Here is a 19,764-nt window from a genome sequence, read left to right as displayed (position 1 = left end):
GCACCGCCCGCCCACCGATGCGCACCCCACCCTTCCGCCGGCGCCGCGCCGAGCTGGCACGCCGCCTCGCCGCGGCCGGCGGCGGCATGGCGATCGTGCCGACCGCGCCGATGCAGATGCGCAACGGCGACAACGAGCACCCGTTCCGCCACGGCAGCCACTTCCACTACCTGAGCGGCTTCGACGAGCCGCACAGCTGCCTGGTGCTGCATGCCGACGGCTGCAGCGAGCTGTTCTGCCACGCCGCCAACGCCGAGCGCTCGGTGTGGGAAGGGCCGATGCTCGGGCCGGAGGCGGCGCCGCAGGCACTCGGCGTCGACCTGGCTTGGCCGATCGAGCGCCTCGACGAGCTGCTGCCCGAGCTGATGGGCCGGGTGCGCAACGTCTGGACGCTGTTCACCGTGCCGAGCGCGATCGACCAGCGCCTGCCCGGCTGGCTGGCGCGCGCCCGCACGCGCGCCGGCCTCGGCGCCGAAGGCCCGGTGCACCGCGACCTCGGCCCGCTGGTCGACGAGATGCGCCTGATCAAGGACGCCGACGAGATCGACACGATGCGCCGCGCCGCGGCCATCTCCGCCGCCGCCCACGCACGCGCGATGCGCTACTGCGGCCAGCGCCTGCGCGCCGACCCGGCGGCCGCGGTGCGCGAGTACGAGATCGAGGCCGAGCTGCTGCACGAGTTCCGCCGCCGGGGCGCCACCGGCCCGGCCTACGGCAGCATCGTCGCGGCCGGCGGCAACGCCTGCGTGCTGCACCACGCGGCCGGGCCCGGCGAGCTGCGCGCCGGCCAGCTGTGCCTGGTCGATGCCGGCTGCGAGCTCGACGGCTATGCGAGCGACATCAGCCGCACCTTCCCGGCCGACGGCCGCTTCACCGGGCCGCAGCGGACGCTGTACGACGTGGTGCTGGCCGCGCAGCAGGTGGCGGTGGCCGCGACGCGCCCCGGCAGCCGGCAGCGCGATGCCCACGAGGCGGCGGTGCGCGTGCTGTCGCAGGGCCTGCTCGACCACGGGCTGCTGGCGCGTGACCGCCATGGCGACGTCGACGCGGTGATGGCGAGCGGCGCCTACCGGCGCTTCTACATGCACGACACCGGCCACTGGCTCGGGCGCGACGTGCACGACGTCGGCGAGTACCTGTCGCTGCAGGAACCGGCGGTCGACCAGCCGGATTTCCGCGGCGGGCGGGTCGTGCGCGCACCGTCGCGCCGGCTCGAATGCGGCATGGTCGTGACTCTGGAGCCAGGCCTGTACGTGCAGCCGGCGCCCGACGTGCCGGAAGCGTTCTGGAACATCGGCATCCGCATCGAGGACGATGCGGTCGTCGTCCCCGGCGGCTGCGAGCTGATCAGCCGGGCAGTGCCGGTCGAGCCTGACGCCATCGAGGCGTGGATGAGCGCGCACTGAGGCGCCTTCGCGCATGAACGGCATGCCATGAACGTCACCGAGACCCTGCCCCCTGCCGAACTGGCCAGCCTGTTCGAGCTCGCGCCGGTCTCGCTGTGGCTGGAGGACTACAGCGCGCTGCACGCGACCTTCGCGCGCTGGCGCGGCGCGGGCGTGACCGACCTGCGGGCGCACCTGCGGGCCGACCCGCGGCGCGTCGCCGAATGCTCGGCCTGCCTGCGCGTGCTGCAGGTGAACCGGCGCACGCTCGAGCTGTACGGCGCACGCGACCTGGCGCACCTGGTCGAGAACCTGCCGCGGGTCTTCCGCGACGACATGTTCGAGCAACTCGTCGAAGAGCTGGCCGCGCTGTGGGACGGCCACACCCGCTTCAGCAGCCAGACGGTGAACTACGCGCTCGACGGCCGGCGCCTCGACATCGTGCTGAACGCCACCGTGCTGCCGGGCCACGAGGCCGGCTGGGACCGCGTGCTGCTGTCGATCGAGGACGTGACCGAGCGCAGCGCCGCCGCCGAGGCGCTGCGCATGAGCGAGCTGTATGCGCGCGGGCTGTTCGAGCATTCGCCGGTGTCGTTGTGGGTCGAGGATTTCAGCAGCGTGAAGCGCCTGCTCGACGAGGCGCGCGCGCAGGGCATCAGCGACTTCCGGGTCTTCACCGACGTGCACCCGGAGTTCGTGACCCGCTGCCTGCAGGAAGTGCGCGTGGTCGACGTGAACCAGCAGACGCTGCGCATGTTCGGTGCGCCCGACCGCGACACCTTGCTGCGCCGGCTCGGCGACGTGTTCCGCGACGACATGACGGCGCACTTCGGCGAGCAGCTGCAGGAGCTGTGGAACGGCAAGACCGCGCACCAGCGCGAGGTCGTCAACTACAACCTGGCCGGCGACCGGCTGCATGTCTACCTGCAGTTCTCGGTGCTGCCCGGCCACGAGGCCGACTGGGACCTGGTGCTGGTCTCGCTGACCGACATCACCGCGCGCAAGCAGGCCGAGGCCTACCTCGAATTCCTCGGCAAGCACGACCCGCTGACCAAGCTGCGCAACCGGGCGTTCTTCGTCGACGAGATCAACCGGCTGGAGCGCAAGGGCCCATGGCCGGTGACGGTGGTGGTCGCCGACCTGAACGGGCTGAAGACCATCAACGACACGCAGGGCCACGCGGCCGGCGATGCGCTGCTGCGGCGTGCCGGCGAGGTGCTGACGAAGGCGATCGACAAGCCGATGTGCGCCGCGCGCATCGGCGGCGACGAGTTCGCGCTGCTGCTGCCCGGCATGGACGCGCGCGCGGCGCAGCTGCTGCTGGACCGGCTGGCGTCGCTGTCGGAGCTGAACAACCAGTTCCACGGCACGACCACGCTGAGCTTCGCGCTGGGCATCGCGACCTGCGAAGCCGGCGGGCGCATCGAGGCCGCGGTCAACGAGGCCGATCACGCGATGTACGCGTCGAAGAAGTCGTTCTACGAGAGCGCGGCGATGGATCGGCGCAAGGCGGGCTAGGGCGCTATCGGTACCCCATCGACTGCGGCAGCCACAGCACGATCGGCGGAAACAGCGTCATCGCGAGCAGCAGCGCCAGCAGCATCACGATGAACAGCCAGCCCTCGCGCAGCATGTCGCGGATCGGGATGCCTGTCAGTGCGTTGGTGACGAACAGCAGCATGCCGAACGGCGGGTGGATCAGCCCGATCATCATGTTCAGCACGATCACCACGCCGAAGTGCACCAGGTCGATGCCCAGCGCCTTCACCATCGGCAGCAGGATCGGCACGAACACCAGCAGCAGCACCGAGATGTCCATGAAGCAGCCGAGCACCAGGAACAGCAGGTTCACCAGCAGCAGGAACGAGGTGCGGCCGAGCTCGAAGCCGGCCATCCAGGCCGCCAGCGACTGCGGCACGCCCTCGGCGGTGAATGCGTAGTTCATCATGAAGGCGCCGGCCAGGATCATCGTGATCGCCGCGCTGGAACGCGTCGACTCCATCACCACGCCCCACAGCGTGCGCCAGCTGAGCGCCCGGTAGACGACGCCGGCCAGCAACAGCGCATGCAAGGCGGCCACCGCGGCGGCTTCGGTCGGCGTGAAGATGCCGGTGTAGATGCCGGTCAGCAGCAGCACCGGCAGCGACAGCGGCAGCGCGCCACGCCACAGGATGAGCGGCCATTCGCGCAGCGGCACCTTGTCCTCGCGCGGCATGTCGCGCCGCGTCGCGATGAAATGCACCACGCCCATCATCAGCAGCGCCATCAGCACGCCCGGCACCACGCCGCCGAGGAACAGCGCGCCGACCGAGCTGCCCGACACCAGCGCATAGATCACCATCGGGATCGACGGCGGAATGATCGGCCCGAGCGTCGCGCTCGCCACCACCACCGCGCCGGCGAAGCCGGGCGTGTACTCCGGCTTCTTCAGCATCTGCCGGATCGTCACGAGACCCGGCCCGGCCGCATCGGCGATCGCGCTGCCGCTCATGCCCGAGAACACCACGCTGACCAGGATGTCGACCTGCGCCAGCCCGCCGCGCAGCCGGCCGACCAGGATGCGGCAGAAGTCGAAGATGCGCTCGCTGATGGTGCCGGCATTCATCAGGTTGGCGGCGAAGATGAACAGCGGCACCGCCAGCAGCACGTAGCTGTTGTACAGCCCGTTCAGCACCTGCTCGGCCGCGAGCCCCAGGTCCTGCCGCTTGACGACGAGGTAGGCGATGCCGCTGCCGATCATCGAGAAGCCGATCGGCGCGCGCAGCACGAAGCCGGCGACCAGCACGCCGATCAAGGCCCACAGCGCGGCAGTCACGGTTTCACCTCGCCGCTCGATTCGTGGTCGAGCCCGCGCGCGAGGCGCCACAGCGTGAACGCACTGCGCGCCACCACCGACGCCAGCATGAACGCGAACGGCACGAACACCGCCATGAACGGCAGCCCGAGCACCGGCGTGCCCTCGCGCGCCATGAAGCGGATGTAGTCCCAGCTGGCCGGCAGCGCCCACAGCGCGAGGCCGCCGAACAGCGCGGCCGAGAGCCCGCGGAACACGCGCCGCACGCTGGCCGGCATCGCGTTGTAGACCAGGTCGAACGCGACGTGCTCGCGCTGCGGCACGACGAACGCGGTCGACCACAGGATCACCCACACATACAGCACCACCGCCAGCTCGTCGGTCCACGGCAGCGGCTGGTTGAAGCCGAAGCGCGCGGTGATCTGCACCAGGAACACCAGGAACAGCAACACGAACAGGCCGCCGCCGACCGCGTCGGCGCCCCGTTTCAGCCAGCGTCGCATCACGAGGTTCCGTTGATGCGCCCGAGCATCCCCTGCGGCCACGCCTTCGCCTGCTCCGACGCGGCATAGGCCTGCTGCACCGCGTGGCGGAAGGCCGCGACGTCGGGCGTCGTCACCTGCAGCCCCTGCTGCTTGAAGAACTCGACCAGCTGCGCTTCTTCCTGGATGCGGTGGTCGTTGTTGTAGCGGGCTGCCGCCTGGGCCGCCGCCTTCAGCTTCTGCCGCTGCGCGGGGCTCGCGGCGTTCCAGGTGGTGTCGGCGACCGCGATGAACAGGCCGTCGACCAGGTGGCTGGTCAGCACCAGCTGCTTCGTCACCTCGTAGAACTTGGCGGCGCGCACCGTCGGCAGCGGGTTGTCCTGGCCGTCGATGGTGCCGGTCTTCAGGCCCAGGTAGACCTCGCCGAAGGCCAGCGGGGTCGGCGTTGCGCCGAGCGCCTGGCCGAGGAACAGCCATTCCTTCGAACCCGGCATGCGCAGCTTCACGCCCTTCAGGTCGGCCGGCGTCGTCACCTTGCGCACGTCGCGCAGGTTGACCTGGCGGGTGCCGAGGTAGGCGGTGGCGAGCACGGTGACGCCGAGCTTGTCGGAGACGCGCTTGAACATCTCGTCGCCGATCGGCCCGTTGAACACCTTCTGCTGATGCTGCGGGTCGCGCAGCATGTAGCCGGCGGTGAAGATCGAGAACTCCGGCAGCAGCTTCGCGATGTCGAAGGCCGAGATCGACGCCAGCTCCAGGTTGCCGCGCGCCATCGCGGCCGGCTCGGCGCCCTGCTTGAACAGCGCCGCGTTCAGGTTGACCTGCACCTCGAACTCGCCGGGAGCCGACTGCTCGAGCGTGTCCTTGAAGACGGTCCACATCTTCGCGTGCCAGTCGTCCGGCACCGCAGGGGTCGAGATGCGCAGCAGCGTCTTGCCGGCGGCCCGCGCGCCGCGCGAGGCCAGGCCGGACAACACCAGGCCGGCCGCCAGGCGGCGGCGCCGTGAATCGAAAGTCATGCAGTCTCCAGGTTCCTTGTTCGGGTCAATCGACGTCGAGGTCCAGCGCGATCGGCTTCAGTGCATGCTGCAGCGTGTGCATCTGGTCCGTCGTCAGCGCCACCAGCGGCGCGCGCACTCGCAACCAGCCGGGTTCGCCGCTCAGGGCCGCCATGATGCCCTTCAAAGCGGGCGTCAGCGCATACGGGCCGAGCATCGCGAGCAGCAGCCGCACCCGCGACACGTCGTGCGGGGTGTTCGGCGCGTCGGGCCGGCCGGCCAGCCGCTGCACCACGTGCGGCATGAAATTGGCCAGCCCGCTGACGGCGCCGGTGCTGCCGCGCCGCGCCAGCTCGGGCAGGTCGGGCTCGTGGCCGGCGGTGACCATCAGCGTTTCGTTGAAGGCATCGGCCAGCGCCAGCGTGTGCGCGGTGTCGCCGCTGCTGTCCTTGATGCCGACGATGGTCTGCGGGTACAGGCGCTTCAGCGTCTCGACCACCTTGCGCGAGAGCCCGACGCCGCTCACCTGCGGGATGTGGTACAGGTACAGCCGCAGCCGGTCGTCGGCCGCGCCGTCGATCACCTGGCGGTAGCTGTCGATCACGCCCTGGTCGGTCACCTGGTGCGCCCCGCCCTTCAGGAAGAACGGCGGCATCATCAGGCAGCCGTGCGCGCCGATCGCCAGCGCATGGCGCGTCAGCGCCAGCGTGTCGGGCAGCGCAGCGCAGCTGGTGGAGACCAGGATCTGCGCCGCCGGCACGCCCTCGCCGACCAGCGCGTCGACCGCGTCGCGGCGCTCGTCGACCGAGAACGCCGGCCCCTCCCCGGTGGTGCCGAACGGCACGACGCCGCCGCAGCCCTTGGCATGCACCAGCGCGCGCGCGTGCAGCCCGAAGCGGTGCAGGTCGATGCCGAGGTCGGGCTTCAGCGGCGTCAGCAGCGCCGGCCAGATGCCGTGGAACGAGGCGGATGCGGCAGGAATCGTCATGGTCTTCTCCCGTCAGTGGGAGCAGATGGACGGCGCAGCTCCCGTCGCGCCAGAAACGAACGTCGGATCGGCCGGTGGGTCGTCAGTCGGTGGCCACCACCCCCTTGCGCAGCAGCAGGTTGCCGTATTTGCGCTGCTCGCCGGTGCGCAGGATCAGGAAGGCGCGCCGGGCCTGCTCGTAGAACGCGAAGCGCTCCAGCGCTGCCGGCTCGCGCTCGCCGGCGGCGTGCAGCAGCCGGTGGAATTCGACGACCGGCGGCGGTACCGCGCGGGCGTCGCCGACCACCTGCATCGTCCAGGCGCATTGCGGCACGAAGGTGTCGAGCGGAAACAGCGGCAGCAGTGCCGCCAGCACCGCCGGGGCGTCGGCGCCGGCGACCTGCACCAGGCGCGCACCGGCCTGCTGCGCCACCTGGGCGGCGGGGAAATTCGCGTCCACAATCGCCAGGTCGTCGCCGTGGCCCATGCTGGCCAGCGCGTGCAATGCATCGGGCGTCAGCAACGGCGATATCGTCTTGAGCATCGGGACTTCCTTCGCTTTCTTTGTGGGACAGCGGTGCCTGACACGCCAGGTGTCATGGTAAGCGCCGGCCCCGCAGCGTTCAGCGGGACAAACCCTTCTGCCCTGTCAACCCAGCCGCGAGAGCCTCCATGAGCATTCCAAACAGCAGTCCCACCATCAGCACCCCCAGGAGCATCCAGTTCCCGCCGCTGCCGCTGCAGGTGGCCGAGTCGCTGCCGCACGACGCCCGGCGCGCCACGCTGGTGGGCCGGCTGTGGGTGCCCGGCGTCGGGCCGACACTGGTCACGCTGGCCGGCGACGACCTGCACGACCTCTCGACGGTGGCCGCCACCAGCAGCCAGCTGATGGAGCTCGACGACCCGGTGTTCGCGGTGCAGTCGGCGCTGCGCAACGACCAGGCGCCGCGCATCGCGTCCTATGAGTCGGCGCTGGCCAACAGCGACGAATCGCTGCGCGACGGCACGCAGGCCTGGCTGATGGCGCCGTGCGACCTGCAGCCGGTGAAGGCGAGCGGCGTCACCTTCATCGCCAGCCTGCTGGAGCGGGTGATCGAGGAGCAGGCGCGCGGCGACGCGTCGCGCGCCGACGCGATCCGCCGCTCGCTGACCGGCATCCTCGGCGACAACCTCGCCGGCATCGTGCCCGGCTCGGCCCAGGCGGCGCAGGTCAAGGAGGTGCTGATCGCGCAGGGCGCGTGGTCGCAGTACCTGGAGGTCGGCATCGGCCCGGACGCCGAGGTGTTCACGAAGGCGCCGCCGATGGCCGCGGTGGGCACCGGCGCCGATGTCGGCCTGCACCCCGGCTCGTCGTGGAACAACCCGGAGCCCGAGGTGGTGCTCGCGATCGACAGCCGCGGCCAGGTGCGCGGCGCGACGCTCGGCAACGACGTGAACCTGCGCGATTTCGAAGGCCGCAGCGCGCTGCTGCTCGGCAAGGCCAAGGACAACAACGCGTCGTGCGCGATGGCGCCGTTCATCCGGCTGTTCGATGCGCACTTCGGAATCGACGACCTGCGCCGCTGCGAGATCGCGCTGCGCGTGATCGGGCCGGACGGCTTCCGCGTCGAGGCCCGCGACACGCTCGCGAAGATCAGCCGCGACCCGCTCGACCTGGCGGCGCAGGCGATCGGCCCGCACCACCAGTACCCGGACGGGCTGATGCTGTTCCTCGGCACCATGCTCGCGCCGACGCAGGACCGCATGGGCCCGGGCCAGGGCTTCACGCACGTGGTGGGCGACGTGGTCACGGTGTCGTCGCCGGCCTTCGGCGCGCTGGTCAACCGGGTGCGCCGCTGCGACGAGATCGCGCCGTGGCGCTTCGGGCTGACCGCGCTGATGCGCAGCCTGGCGGCGCGCCAGCTGCTGGCGTGAGCCTGCCCGGCAGCGGCGCGCCGCTGCTCGCGCTGGAGCAGGTGACGCGCCGCTACACGCTGCCGCGCGAGCGGCTGCTGCAGCCAGCGCCGGTGGTCGACGCGCTGCGCGGCGTCAGCCTGCAACTGCAGGCCGGGCACAACCTGGGCGTCGTCGGCGAATCCGGATCGGGCAAGTCGACGCTGGCGCGCATCGCGATGGCGCTGGAGCCGCCGAGCAGCGGGCGGGTGCTGTTCGACGGGCGAGACCTGAACGCGCTGGCGCCAGCCGGGCTGCGCGCGGCGCGGCGCGACTTCCAGATGGTGTTCCAGGATCCGTACGGCTCGCTGGACCCGCGGCAGCGCGTCGGCCGCATCGTCGCCGAGCCGCTGCCCGACGGCGCGCCCGATGCGGCCGGGCAGGTGGCCGAGGCGCTGGAGGCGGTCGGGCTGCGCGCGTCGGATGCCGACCGCCATCCGCACGAGTTCTCCGGCGGCCAGCGCCAGCGCATCGCGATCGCGCGGGCGCTGGTGACGCGGCCGAAGCTGATCGTCGCCGACGAGCCGGTGAGCGCGCTCGACGTCTCGGTGCAGGCCCAGGTGCTGAACCTGATGAGCGACCTGCAGCAGCGCTTCGGCATGACCTACCTGCTGATCAGCCACGACCTCGCGGTGGTCGACCACCTGTGCGCGCAGGTGCTGGTGATGCGCAACGGCGAGGTCGTCGAGCGCGGTGCGGCGGACGAGGTGTTCGGGGCGCCGCAGCATGCATATACGCGTGCGTTGGTGGCGGCCGCAAGTGTTCATCAAGTCGCGCCAGGGCCCGTTCGGGCTGAGCTTGTCGAAGCCTTGCCCGCAAAGCTCCGTTCGGGCTGAGCCGGTCGAAGCCTGCGCACAGCGCTTCGACAGGCTCAGCGCGAACGGTTTGTGTGCGATCACCGCGACGACGTGTGTACGCGAGGCTTCGACAGGCTCGGCCCGAACGGTTTGTGTGCAACGCTCCAGTCGTTCGGCTGCCGCTACCATCGCCCGATGACGCACGCCGCCCTCAAGACCACCGCCACGCTGCTGCTGTTCGCCGCGACGCTCGCCACCGCGCAGTCCCGCAAGGACAGCGCCGTCATCGGCATCACGCTCGAGCCGCCGGGGCTCGACCCGACCACCTCGGCGGCGGCGTCGATCGGCGAGATCGTCCACTACAACGTGCTCGAGGGCCTGACGAAGATCAACGTCGACGGCAGCGTGACGCCGCTGCTGGCCGACAGCTGGAGCATCGACCCCGACGGCCGGCTCTACACCTTCAAGCTGAAGAAGGGCGTGCGCTTCCACGACGGCGAGGCCTTCGATGCGTCCGACGTCAAGTTCAGCTTCGAGCGCGCCCGCGCCGAAGGCAGCACCAACAAGGCGAAGAAGGCGGTGTTCGACAACATCACCCGCATCGAGACGCCCGATGCGCAGACGGTGGTGCTGGTGCTCGCGAAGGCCGACGGCAACCTGCTGTTCCGCCTGGGCGAGAACACCGCGGTGATCCTCGACCCGAAGAGCGCCGCCACCACCGCGACGAAGCCGGTGGGCACCGGCCCGTTCCGCTTCGAGAGCTGGTCGCGCGGCACCGCGGTGGTGCTGTCGCGCTGGGACGGCTACCGCAACGCCGCCGCGATCAAGCTGAAGAAGGTGAGCTTTCGCATCATCAACGACCCGGCCGCGCAATCGGCCGCGCTGATGGCCGGCGACGTCGACGCGTTCCCGCGGTTCCAGGCCGCGCAAAGCCTCGCGCAGTTCCAGAACGACCCGCGCTTCACCGTCGCGGTCGGCGGCACCGAAGGCAAGACCCTCGTCGCGATCAACAACAAGCGCAAGCCCTTCGACGACGTGCGCGTGCGCCGCGCGATCGCGATGGCGATCGACCGCAAGGCGGTCATCGCCGGCGCGATGGAAGGCCACGGCGCGCCGATCGGCAGCCACCTGGTGCCCAGCGATGCCGGCTACGTCGACCTGACCGGCGTGAACCCGTACAACCCCGACAAGGCACGCGCGCTGCTGAAGGAAGCCGGCGTCGCGACGCCGCTGAACGTGACGCTCTCGCTGCCGCCGCCGCAGTACGCGCGCAAGGGCGGCGAGATCGTCGCGGCGCAGCTGGCCAAGGTCGGCATCGTCGCGAAGATCGACAATGTCGAATGGGCGCAGTGGCTGGCCGGCCCGTTCAAGGGCAGCTTCGACCTGACGATCATCAGCCACGTCGAGCCGCTCGACTTCGCGGTGTATGCCGACCCGTCGTACTACTTCGGCTACGACGGCAAGGCCTACGCCGGGATCGTCGCGAAGTACGACGCCAGCACCAACCCGAAGGAGCGGCTGAAGCTGCTCGGCGATGCGCAGCGCCGGCTCGCCGACGACGCGGTCAACGCCTGGCTGTTCCAGCTGCCGCAGTTCCTGGTCGCCAACAAGCGGCTGAAGGGCCTGTGGAGCAGCTCGCCGGTGTTCGCGAACGACATGGGCGCGGTGAGCTGGCAATGAACGCGCTCGCGCAGCTGGGCGCCGTCGAACTGCTCGCGGCCTATGCGGCGCGCACGCTGTCGCCGGTCGAGGTGACGCGCGCGGTGCTGGCGAACATCGAGGCCTGGGAGCCGCGGCTGTGCGCCACCTATGCGCTCGACGCGGCGGCGGCGCTCGCCCAGGCCGAGGCCTCGCAGGCGCGCTGGCTCGCGAACGCACCGCTCGGCGCGCTCGACGGCGTGCCGGCGATGATCAAGGAGAACATCGCGACCCGCGGCACGCCGGTGCCGCTGGGCACCGCCGCCACCGAGCTGGTGCCGGCCGCCGCCGACGCGCCGCCGGCCGCGCGGCTGCGCGAGGCCGGCGCGGTGATCCTCGGCAAGACGACGATGCCCGACTACGGGATGCTGTCGTCCGGGCTGTCGAGCTTCCACCCGCTGGCGCGCAACCCGTGGGACCTGCGCCGCAACCCGGGTGGCAGCAGCGCCGGCGCCGCGGCCGGCGCGGCCGCCGGCTACGGGCCGCTGCACGTCGGTACCGACATCGGTGGCTCGGTGCGGCTGCCGGCCGGCTGGTGCGGGATCTTCACGCTGAAACCGAGCCTCGGCCGCATCCCGATCCAGCCGCCGTACGCCGGCCGCGTGGCCGGGCCGATGACGCGCACGGTCGCCGATGCGGCGCTGCTGATGGGCGTGCTGTCGCGGCCCGATCCGGACATGCGCGACACGATGAGCCTGCCGCACCAGGACATCGCGTGGGGGCAGCTCGACCGCCCGCTGCGCGGGCTGAAGCTCGGGCTGCTGATGGACGCCGGCTGGGGCCTGCCGGTCGAGCCCGAGGTGCGGGCGGCGGTCGACGCGGCGGCCCGGGCCTTCGAAGGCGCCGGCGCGATCGTCGAACCGGTCGCGCCGTTCATGACGCGCGAGATGATCGACGGCATGGACCGCTTCTGGCGCTGCCGCGCGTGGACCGACATCGCGGCGCTGCCCGAGGCGCGGCGCGCGAAGGTGCTGCCGTTCATCGTCGACTGGGCGCGCGGCGGTGCGGCCTTGAGCGGCGCGCAGGTGTTCCACGGCTACAGCCAGATGGGCGCGATGCGCGAGGCGGCTGTCGCGGCCTGCCGGCCGTTCGACGCACTGCTGTCGCCGACCGCGCCGATCCCGGCCTTCGCCGCCGAGCTGCCGTGCCCGACCAACGACCCGGCGCGGCCGTTCGAGCACATCGCGTTCACGCTGCCGTACAACATGAGCGAGCAGCCGGCGGCCAGCATCAACTGCGGCTACACCGGCGACGGCCTGCCGATCGGGCTGCAGATCGTCGGCGCGCGGCATGACGACCTGGGCGTGCTGCAGCTGGCGTGGGCGTGGGAGCGGATGCGGCCGGCGCAGCGGGCGTGGCCGCACCCCTGATCACACCAGCGGCGGCTGCAACCCCTCGCGCGCCAGCATCCGCTGCACCGCCGGCCGTGCCAGCACGCGTTGCAGCCAGTCCCCGAGCGCCGGCAGGCTGCGCGCCGGCCGGTGGAAGCCGCGCGTCCAGCGGCACAGCATCAGCGCGTACAGGTCGACCGCGCTGAACGCATCGCCGAGCAGCCACGGCTTGCCATGCGACGCCAGCTCGGCCTCGAGCAGGTCGACCAGCGCGCCGACGCGCGCCTCGGCGCAGTCCTTCACCTGCGGCACCGCGTCGGCATCGCGCACGTAGCGGTCGGGGTAGAAGTAGGTGATCAGGGCCGGTTGCAGCGTGTTGGTCAGCCACATCAGCCACTTGTAGAAATGCGCCCGCTGCGGCGTGCCGACGGCCGGCGCGAGGCCGGACCGCGGGTGCGCGTCCAGCAGGTGAAGGCAGATCGCCGCGGCCTCGTACAGCACCAGCCCGCCGTCGACCAGCACCGGGATCAGCCCGTTCGGGTTCAGCTTCAGGTACTCGGGCGAGCGCAGCGCGCCCTTCTCGCGTTCGACGCGCACGAGCTCGAACGGCACGCCGAGCTCTTCGAGCAGCATGTGCGGTGCCATGCTGGCGTTGCCGGGAAAGTAATACAGCTGGATCATGGGGAGGCCGGGGTGGGTGCGGAGCCCGGCATCTTAAGAGCCCGCCGTGCCGGGGCGGGCCTCGATCAGGCGGCGTTCGCGTTGCGGTGCGCCTCGGCCGCGGCCTCGTTGTGGCGGAACAGGTCGGCCAGCGTCTTGCCCGGCTCGTCGCGGAACGCGGAATCGGTGACGATCAGCTGCCGGATGCGGTCGACGCGGAAGCTGCGGAAGCTCTCGCGCGTCTCGCACCACGCGGCCAGCGTCCACACCGCGCCCCAGTAGAAGCAGCCGAGCGGCCGCACCGTGCGCTCGGTGCCGACCTCCTTCAGGTCGACGTACTGCAGCTCGACGCGGCGGCGCGATTCGGCGGCCAGCCGCAGCAGCTCCAGGTGCGAACGCGCCTGCGGGTCGAAATCGAAGGTGGGCGCATACAGCGCGAGGCTTTCGGCCGCCGCGCGGGCCGCACTCGGCAGCACCGACAGGATCTTCGACAACGCGGCGTCGGCGCGCGCCGCGAGCGCCGCATCGATGCGCGGCTGCGCGATGCGCACCGCCGCGACCAGCGCCTGCGCCTCTTCGCCGCTGAACATCAGCGGCGGCAGGTCGAAGCCGGCCCGCATGCGGTAGCCGACGCCGGCCTCGCCTTCGATCGGCACGCCCTGCAGCTGCAGGTCGGCGACGTCGCGGTACACCGTGCGCGCCGACACCTCGAGCCGCTCGGCGATGAACTCGGCGGTGGTCAGGCGCCGCCCGCGGACGAGCTGCACCAGCTGGAACAGGCGATCGGCGCGGCGCATCAGCAGGGGCGGGCTCTTGTGGAGCCGGGGGTGGCGTTCATGACGACGTTTCCTGGGCGCGAATGCTACGCCAGCGCGTGCAGGCCGATGCGGTTGCCTTCGCTGTCGGCGATGTGGGCGAAGCAGCCCATGTCGCCCGGCAGCGTGACCTTCGGCGTGGTGATGGCGCCGCCGGCAGCCTGCACGCGCTCGAGCACCGCATCGAGCGACGGCTGCGCGTTCAGGTAGACGATGGTGCCGCCTTGCGACGGCGGCGCGACGCTGTCGCCGGCGATCAGGCAGCCGCCGACGCCCGGCTCGTCGTAGCCGAACACCGCCAGCGTCACCTCGCCCATCGGCTCGCGGCGCAGCGTGGTCGCGAAGAGCTTCTCGTAGAAGGCCTGGGCGCGGTCGAGGTCGGTGACCGGGATCTCGAACCAGTTCAGGGCGCTGCGGATGGTGTCGGTCATGGCGGATCTCCAGGGGTGGCACGAGGCGGCGCCGCGGGGCGCCGGAGAGAAGCCGCGATGCTGCGCGGCGCCTGCTGACAACGTCGTGTCAGCAGCCCGGCAGAATGCGGCGCATGCTGTCATTGCCGCGCACCGCCACCGCCCCGTTCTGCCCGTCCGAAGTCCGCGGCAGCATCGCGATCCCCGCCCAAGCGCCGCTGTGGCGCAAGCTGCTGCGGGTGGCCGGCCCGGGGCTGCTGGTGTCGGTCGGCTACATGGACCCCGGCAACTGGGCGACCGACATCGAGGCCGGCTCGCGCTACGGCTACGCGCTGCTGTGCGTGGTGCTGCTGTCCAGCCTGGCGGCGATGCTGCTGCAGACGCTGAGCCTGCGCCTCGGCCTGGTGGCCCGCAAGGACCTGGCGCGCGCCTGCCGCGACCACTACCCGAAGGCGACCAGCCGCGTGCTGTGGATGCTGGCCGAGCTCGCGATCGTCGCGTGCGACGTCGCCGAGGTGCTGGGCAGCGCGCTCGCATTGCACCTGCTGTTCGGCGTCTCGCTGGTCACCGGCATCGTGATCACCGCGTTCGACACGCTGGTCGTGCTCGGCCTCAAGGGCAAGGGCTTCCGCCAGGTCGAGGCGATCGTGCTCGGGCTGATCGTCACGATCGGCGTCTGCTACGCGGTCGAGCTCGCGATGGTCGGGCCCGACTGGCGCGCCGTCGCGCAGGGCTTCGTGCCGCGGCTGTCGGCGATCGAGAACCCGCAGGCGCTGTACCTCGCGATCGGCATCCTCGGTGCCACCGTGATGCCGCACAACCTGTACCTGCATTCGTCGATCGTGCAGACGCGCCACGTCGGCGGCGACGATGCAGCGAAGCGCGAGGCGATCGGGCTGTCGACGCTGGACACCGTGGTGTCGTTGTCGCTCGCGCTGCTGGTGAACGCGGCCATCCTGACGCTTGCAGCGTCGGCCTTCAACGGCAGCGGGCACACCGAAGTCACCGAGATCCAGGACGCCTACCACCTGCTCGACCCGCTGGTCGGCGGCGCGTTCGCATCGGTGCTGTTCGGCGTCGCGCTGCTCGCGGCCGGGCAGAGCTCCACCTTCACCGGCACCATCGCCGGGCAGGTGCTGATGGAAGGCTTCCTCGACCTGAAGATGCCGTGCTGGCAGCGCCGGCTGATCACGCGCGGCCTCGCGCTGCTGCCGGCGCTGGGCGGTGTGCTGTGGCTCGGCGAGGCGGGTGTCGGCCAGCTGCTGGTGGCCAGCCAGGTGGTGCTGAGCTTCCAGTTGCCGTTCGCGATCTGGCCGCTGATCCGCTTCACCAGCGACCGCGCGCTGATGGGTCCGTTCGCGAACGGACCGTGGTTGAAGACCGGCGCGTGGACACTGTTCGTGCTGATCGGCGCGGCCAACCTGTGGCTCGTGTCGGCACTCTGGCGCTGATCTGTGCTCGTCCCTTCAATTCAAAAAGGGATTTCCTTGCGACTCACCGAGAGGAGTTGAGATGGCCTTGGCAGAAGTATCGGCATTGATGCAGGTCCACGACGCCGACCTGGTCGGCGCCGCGGCACGGCTGCGCGCGATCGCACCGTCGACGCTCGAAGTCGACGACCTCGCGTCGTACAGTTGGTTGGTGAACCATGTGATCGGCGAGAAGGGCCACGACTGGCCCGGCGCGCGGGCGCTGCTGGAGGCGCTGCCGGCGCTGGCCGGCCAGCCGCCGGTCGTGCTGCGCAACCGCGCGGTGGCCTGCGCGATGAGCGGTGCCGCGCTGCAGGCGTGGCAGGCCGAGGCCGAGCTCGCGCAGGCGCTCGGCTGCGGCCCGAGCCTGGCCGCGGTCGCGGTTCGCCTGGGGGCCTTGCAGCACCTGGCCGGCACCGCCGACCCGGTGCTGGTGGCGGCCAACCTCGTGCCCTGCGTGCAGGCGATCGAAGCCGCGCCGGCCGGCGGCCCGGTGCTGGCGATGGCGGCGCGCGCGATCAACAACACGCTCTCCGGCTGGCTGGAACACCCGCAGCCTGCCACCACCGACCCGGCGGTGGCGGCATCGATGAGCCGCGCCGCCCGCTGCTGCAAGACGGCCTGGCAGCACGCCGGCACCTGGATGCAGGTGGAGCGTGCCGACTACCTGATCGCACTGGTGGCCAATGCGCTGGCCGACTGGGAGACCGCGGCGCATGCCGCGCGCGACGGCATCAACACGATCGAAGCGAACGGCAGCGAAGACGTCGACCGCGCCTTCCTGCTGCTCGAACTGGCACGCGCCCGGCACGGCATGGGCGAGCACGAGGCAGCGCGCATCGCCCGCCATGCGTCACTCGCGCTGGCCGAGCGCTTCGACGAGCCCGGGCTGCGCGAGTGGTTCGACCGCAAGGCGGCGTCGTTGCCGGCGTTGCCTACGGCCGGAGCATCCCGATGAGCGGCGTGAAGCACGCCACGCCTGAAGGATTTCCAGATCAGTGCAGCACTCGGCGAAGTTGCCATGCAACGGAAGGTCGCTGTGCGCCATCATGACCTTCCGGCCGCAATTGCTGATATCTCGTCTGTGCGTCGTCGACCTTGCCTGTTTGGCGGGGTGTTGCACTTCAGGCTTGAGACCGCTAGGTTCAAATTCTTCATTGAGTCGACCCTGTGTAAGGCGAACCATTCGGGTACGTGGTCCGAAAGCCTATCCGGGGCGGGCTGCGACTAGCGGACGACGGCTAAATCGAGGTCGACCGCAGCGGCGCGGTGCGGAGTTGCCGGGCCGGTATGCCGCCGGCAAGGTGACGAACTTCTGGCACCCGTGCGTGACGACGGCGTATGCGCATGGGTGCAGGTGGCGAAGTCGACCACGCGTTGGCTGAAAACGAGTTGTTCAGGGCGGACTAGTCAAGTTTTATCCCTAGGGCCTCGAAGAAGGCGGAAAGCCGTTCCGAAACTGGCCGTCCTGCTTGGAATTCGCCGTGACTCGAGAAGAGCGTTTCCTCCGTCATGACGTCGATGACCTCCGCGTCGTAATCACCACTCTCCCAACACGTAACGCGAGCAACCATCGTAGGCGCATCAATGTCCAATCGTGCTGATGGATTGGCTGAGGGCTCGCTTACCGTGAGACGCATCTCAATATCCTGTCCAACAGGTCTGCGCGAGATTTGCCTTGCCCAAAGAATAAAAAGATCCAGCATGTTCTCGCTCCTATGGAAGTTTGGTCGCTGTATGAACGATGTTCGTTGCTTCCGGCATTTGAGGTATTTCTAACCCTTTTCGCGCCGCAAGCCGTCCCTCCAAGGAGTTGGGACCAACAATTTTTGACCATCCTTCGTTAGTTGCCTTCAATGCTGCGTTGGGCACGTTGAACTCCACATACACGCTTCCCGGCTTGGCTTGACTAATGAACGCGGTCGCCTCGGCCGGGGTGGCTACGTGAGTTGTTCCAGACAAGCTTTCTTGTACCTTTCCTGAGGCCTTCATCGCATCGTACTCAGCTTGCGACATCCATCGTCCGACCCTGGTTGTTTCGTTTGTGACGCCTGCCGATGGACCCTTTGCAGAAGCAGGCGGCTTTGCCGCAACAGGTGGAGCTGTTTCCGATGCCGGACCGAAAATTCTTCCGATTCCCTGAAAAATCAAAGCCGTGACCGCCTCAAAGATCGTCGACCGATTGCGGTTGTGGTAATCCTGGCTGTCGGAGTAGATCTTGTTGCGACAAACCTCATCGCACTGGCCGTGCAATCGGATGTTCGGCTCGTTGGCTGTCTGCTCTTGCGCCGGAGTCATGGGTGCTCCCGTGGCACGTGGCGGCGGCGGCGGCGGCGAGTCATTCGCGGCCGGAGTAGTCGTCACGCCCCCTTCTCTGACAGCCACTCCCATTTTTTCGCCATTCGTTTTCCCCGGTTCTTCGTCAGGCGGCAATTCGAATTGCACTCGGCAGTCTGGCTTCCCCAGGCAGATGCTGTCGCTGGTGGTGTTGCGCTTTCCGTCCGGCGCCAGCCCGGTCGGATCCGTGAAGACCAACGCGTTGTTCAACACATAGCTGTAGCGATTGAACGCCTGCACGTTCGTCGGATCCGGCACCGTCGGGTCCGCACTGGTGTGCCGCCCGAGCAGCGGGTCGTACATCCGCGCGTTCATGTTCACCAGCCCCAGCTGGTCCAGGTGCTCGTGGCCGGTGTAGCCGCTGTGGTCCTGCGCGTTCTTCAGGCTGCCCCATTGCGGGCCGGTGTCGTCGCTGCCGTCGGCGTTGCGACGGCGGCCCCACGCGTCGTAGCTCATGCGCTGCAACACAGCCTGCACCTGGTCCATCTCGGCGAGCGTGGAGCCGAGGTGGTCGGTCAGGAAGTAGCGCAGGTTGCGCACACCGTCGGCCGTCGCTGCCGTGGCCGTGCCGCTGAACCTCTCCTCGATGAAGCCGAGCTGCGCCGGCAGCACCGTGCGGATCGTCGTCGTGTTGGCCGCGGTGTCGATCTCCTTTTCCATCGCACCGCCGTACCAGATCGTCGTGGTCGGGCTTCCCGCCACCTCGCCGCTCATCGGGCTGATGGTCTGCCGGGTTCTTGCATGGTCCGGGCCGTACAGGAACGCCGTGCGCTGCACCGGGTTGGTCCCGTCCAGCCTGTCGATGCTCGACGGCATGTCGTACGCGGTCCACGCATAGCGGCGGCCCAGGCCGGTCTTCAGGTTGCCATTGACCTCGTAGCTGAAGCCCGGGTTCGCCAGCCCGGCCACCGTGCCCAGCACCGACGCCACCGCGTTCGGCGCAACGCTGCCCGCGCCCGATGGCGGATAGCGGTACAGCCCGACGCCGGTCTTGCTGGTCAGGTTGCCGAGCTCGTCATAGGTCGTCGTCTTCGTGACCCCGCCGATCGTGCTGGTGTTCAGCCGGTTCAGCGCGTCGTACGTGAAGCTCTCGTTCAACGCCGCGCCGCCGTTGGTCATCAACTGGCTGCGGCTCTCCAGATTCCCGAGCACGTCGTAGTCGTAGCTGTCGTCCTGGAACTGCGCATCGGCGGCCGACACCCCGCTGCGGATGCTGTTCAGGCGCCCGGTGTACGGGTTGTAGCCCCGTCGGGTCACCGCGCCGTTGCCCAGCTGCTCCTGCGTCAGCCGGCCCTCGGCGTCCATCGACTGCGCGGTCCACAGCGTGGTCGCCGTCGTGCTCGCGCCCTCGTAGCGGTCGATGCGGTCCACGTAGCCGGTCGCGTTGTAGTGCTGCTGGAAGGTGTTCGACGCGGGCACCGCGCCGATGGCACCCGCCCCTCTGGCCGAGCGGCTGTGCGTCGTGCGGTCCGGGCGGCCGAACGCGTCGTAGGTCACCGTGCTCGCGTAGTCCGCGTCCAGGCTCGTCACCGTCGTGCTCGGGCGGCCGAGTGCGTCGTAGCCGTGCACGCGCCGGTAGTCCTTCGTGTTGCCCGCCCAGGTGAAGGTCTCGGCCAGCTCGCCGGTGCCCTGGGTCGCGGTGTCGTACTCCCAGCGGCTGTCCAGGTCCGGCTCCAGCCGGCGCGTCAT

18 protein-coding genes are annotated in these 19,764 nt (G+C 70.0%); 8 read left to right on the top strand and 10 right to left on the bottom strand.

Annotated elements, in window-relative coordinates:
- The first annotated feature begins 17 nt into the window (after positions 1 to 17).
- A complete protein-coding gene (locus tag FHT26_RS17740; RefSeq protein ID WP_168561449.1) occupies positions 18 to 1,406 on the top strand; it encodes an aminopeptidase P N-terminal domain-containing protein in 1,389 nt (462 codons plus the stop codon).
- 27 nt (positions 1,407 to 1,433) lie between these two features.
- Entirely contained in the window at positions 1,434 to 2,903 is a 1,470-nt protein-coding gene (locus tag FHT26_RS17735) for a GGDEF domain-containing protein (RefSeq protein WP_168561448.1), read from the top strand.
- A gap of 4 nt (positions 2,904 to 2,907) precedes the next feature.
- Here FHT26_RS17735 and FHT26_RS17730 read toward each other — a convergent pair whose 3' ends face one another.
- From FHT26_RS17730 to FHT26_RS17710, 5 genes are all read right to left on the bottom strand, one after another.
- Positions 2,908 to 4,200 carry a TRAP transporter large permease subunit gene (locus tag FHT26_RS17730; protein ID WP_168561447.1) on the bottom strand — a complete coding sequence of 431 codons (1,293 nt, stop codon included), beginning with the start codon at positions 4,198 to 4,200 and terminating at the stop codon, positions 2,908 to 2,910.
- Positions 4,197 to 4,682: a TRAP transporter small permease gene (locus tag FHT26_RS17725; RefSeq protein WP_168561446.1), complete on the bottom strand. Its 486-nt coding sequence runs from the start codon at positions 4,680 to 4,682 to the stop codon at positions 4,197 to 4,199. Before FHT26_RS17725 ends, FHT26_RS17730 begins: the two co-directional genes overlap by 4 nt.
- Positions 4,682 to 5,680: a sialic acid TRAP transporter substrate-binding protein SiaP gene (locus FHT26_RS17720; RefSeq protein WP_168561445.1), complete on the bottom strand. Its 999-nt coding sequence runs from the start codon at positions 5,678 to 5,680 to the stop codon at positions 4,682 to 4,684. Before FHT26_RS17720 ends, FHT26_RS17725 begins: the two co-directional genes overlap by 1 nt.
- A gap of 25 nt (positions 5,681 to 5,705) precedes the next feature.
- Positions 5,706 to 6,647: a dihydrodipicolinate synthase family protein gene (locus FHT26_RS17715; RefSeq protein WP_168561444.1), complete on the bottom strand. Its 942-nt coding sequence runs from the start codon at positions 6,645 to 6,647 to the stop codon at positions 5,706 to 5,708.
- 82 nt (positions 6,648 to 6,729) lie between these two features.
- Positions 6,730 to 7,170 carry an RbsD/FucU family protein gene (locus FHT26_RS17710; RefSeq protein ID WP_168561443.1) on the bottom strand — a complete coding sequence of 147 codons (441 nt, stop codon included), beginning with the start codon at positions 7,168 to 7,170 and terminating at the stop codon, positions 6,730 to 6,732.
- Positions 7,171 to 7,298: 128 nt separating this feature from the next.
- Here FHT26_RS17710 and FHT26_RS17705 point away from each other — a divergent pair, with 128 nt between their 5' ends.
- The 4 genes from FHT26_RS17705 (at position 7,299) to FHT26_RS17690 (ending at position 12,423) form a co-directional block, all read left to right on the top strand.
- Positions 7,299 to 8,540 (top strand): fumarylacetoacetate hydrolase family protein, encoded by a 1,242-nt coding sequence (locus FHT26_RS17705; RefSeq protein WP_168561442.1) that lies wholly within the window; start codon positions 7,299 to 7,301, stop codon positions 8,538 to 8,540.
- Positions 8,537 to 9,394, top strand: coding sequence for an ATP-binding cassette domain-containing protein (locus tag FHT26_RS17700; protein ID WP_168561441.1), 858 nt, complete (start codon positions 8,537 to 8,539; stop codon positions 9,392 to 9,394). The genes FHT26_RS17705 and FHT26_RS17700 overlap by 4 nt, the downstream gene beginning before the upstream one ends.
- Positions 9,395 to 9,550: 156 nt before the next feature.
- Positions 9,551 to 11,035: an ABC transporter substrate-binding protein gene (locus FHT26_RS17695; RefSeq protein ID WP_168561440.1), complete on the top strand. Its 1,485-nt coding sequence runs from the start codon at positions 9,551 to 9,553 to the stop codon at positions 11,033 to 11,035.
- Positions 11,032 to 12,423 (top strand): amidase, encoded by a 1,392-nt coding sequence (locus tag FHT26_RS17690; RefSeq protein WP_168561439.1) that lies wholly within the window; start codon positions 11,032 to 11,034, stop codon positions 12,421 to 12,423. Before FHT26_RS17695 ends, FHT26_RS17690 begins: the two co-directional genes overlap by 4 nt.
- Here FHT26_RS17690 and FHT26_RS17685 read toward each other — a convergent pair whose 3' ends face one another.
- The 3 genes from FHT26_RS17685 to FHT26_RS17675 all read right to left on the bottom strand — a co-directional run bounded on the left by FHT26_RS17685 (position 12,424) and on the right by FHT26_RS17675 (position 14,290).
- The gene (locus FHT26_RS17685) at positions 12,424 to 13,065 is read right to left on the bottom strand and encodes a glutathione S-transferase family protein (protein WP_168561438.1); all 642 of its coding nucleotides are present in this window, start codon (positions 13,063 to 13,065) and stop codon (positions 12,424 to 12,426) included.
- A 65-nt stretch (positions 13,066 to 13,130) separates the two neighbouring features.
- On the bottom strand, positions 13,131 to 13,841 hold the full coding sequence (locus FHT26_RS17680) for a helix-turn-helix transcriptional regulator (protein ID WP_168561437.1): 711 nt from the start codon (positions 13,839 to 13,841) through the stop codon (positions 13,131 to 13,133).
- A 65-nt stretch (positions 13,842 to 13,906) separates the two neighbouring features.
- The gene (locus FHT26_RS17675; RefSeq protein WP_210427469.1) at positions 13,907 to 14,290 is read right to left on the bottom strand and encodes a VOC family protein; all 384 of its coding nucleotides are present in this window, start codon (positions 14,288 to 14,290) and stop codon (positions 13,907 to 13,909) included.
- A 113-nt stretch (positions 14,291 to 14,403) separates the two neighbouring features.
- Here FHT26_RS17675 and FHT26_RS17670 point away from each other — a divergent pair, with 113 nt between their 5' ends.
- Together FHT26_RS17670 and FHT26_RS17665 are read left to right on the top strand one after the other, a co-directional pair.
- On the top strand, positions 14,404 to 15,720 hold the full coding sequence (locus FHT26_RS17670) for an Nramp family divalent metal transporter (protein WP_168561436.1): 1,317 nt from the start codon (positions 14,404 to 14,406) through the stop codon (positions 15,718 to 15,720).
- Between the two features lie 61 nt (positions 15,721 to 15,781).
- The gene (locus tag FHT26_RS17665) at positions 15,782 to 16,696 is read left to right on the top strand and encodes a hypothetical protein (RefSeq protein ID WP_168561435.1); all 915 of its coding nucleotides are present in this window, start codon (positions 15,782 to 15,784) and stop codon (positions 16,694 to 16,696) included.
- A 448-nt stretch (positions 16,697 to 17,144) separates the two neighbouring features.
- Here FHT26_RS17665 and FHT26_RS30615 read toward each other — a convergent pair whose 3' ends face one another.
- Together FHT26_RS30615 and FHT26_RS17660 are read right to left on the bottom strand one after the other, a co-directional pair.
- Complete coding sequence (locus FHT26_RS30615; protein WP_490362796.1) at positions 17,145 to 17,444, bottom strand: immunity protein TriTu family protein; 300 nt, start codon at positions 17,442 to 17,444, stop codon at positions 17,145 to 17,147.
- A gap of 10 nt (positions 17,445 to 17,454) precedes the next feature.
- Positions 17,455 to 19,764, bottom strand: a 2,310-nt coding sequence (locus FHT26_RS17660; RefSeq protein ID WP_168561434.1) for an RHS repeat-associated core domain-containing protein, incomplete at its 5' end; no start/stop codon positions are given.

Source organism: Rhizobacter sp. SG703 (assembly GCF_012275445.1).
Lineage (GTDB): Bacteria > Pseudomonadota > Gammaproteobacteria > Burkholderiales > Burkholderiaceae_C > Rhizobacter.
Note: the sequence above shows the minus strand (reverse complement) of the source record. Positions and strands in the feature narration are given on the sequence as shown.